Source organism: Helicobacter pylori (genome assembly GCF_001998165.1).
GTDB lineage: Bacteria > Campylobacterota > Campylobacteria > Campylobacterales > Helicobacteraceae > Helicobacter > Helicobacter pylori_DL.
The window spans coordinates 1-276 of record NZ_MTWR01000152.1; the positions used below are offsets into that span (position 1 = coordinate 1).

The 276-nt window shown below is 37.7% G+C and carries 1 pseudogene; it reads right to left on the reverse strand.

Annotation, left to right across the window (positions count from 1 at the left end):
• Positions 1 to 151: pseudogene (deoD, locus tag BZK24_RS08630) on the reverse strand (purine-nucleoside phosphorylase); the annotation flags it as partial.
• Positions 152 to 276 lie beyond the last annotated feature (125 nt).

A 276-nucleotide genomic window follows, 5' to 3' on the forward strand; every position in this document is an offset into this window, starting at 1 on the left:
CCCGCTAAAGCCTAGCATGTTACGCACATTCCGTGATCTCTTTAGCGTCTTGTAAAAAATTTTTCGCAATGTAGCTCACCCTTAAGGGATCGCCGCATAAAAGGCATTGAGGATAAAAATCGCCGATTTTAGCATTAATGTGAGGGGTCATGGTTGTCCTTTAAAGTTTAATAAGTTTTAGCTACAGATTTTAATATAGAATTTAAAGGTTTGTATTGAGCAATGTTGCCATTCTTAAGGAGCAATACCCATTCGCAACTATCTAAGACAATAGGA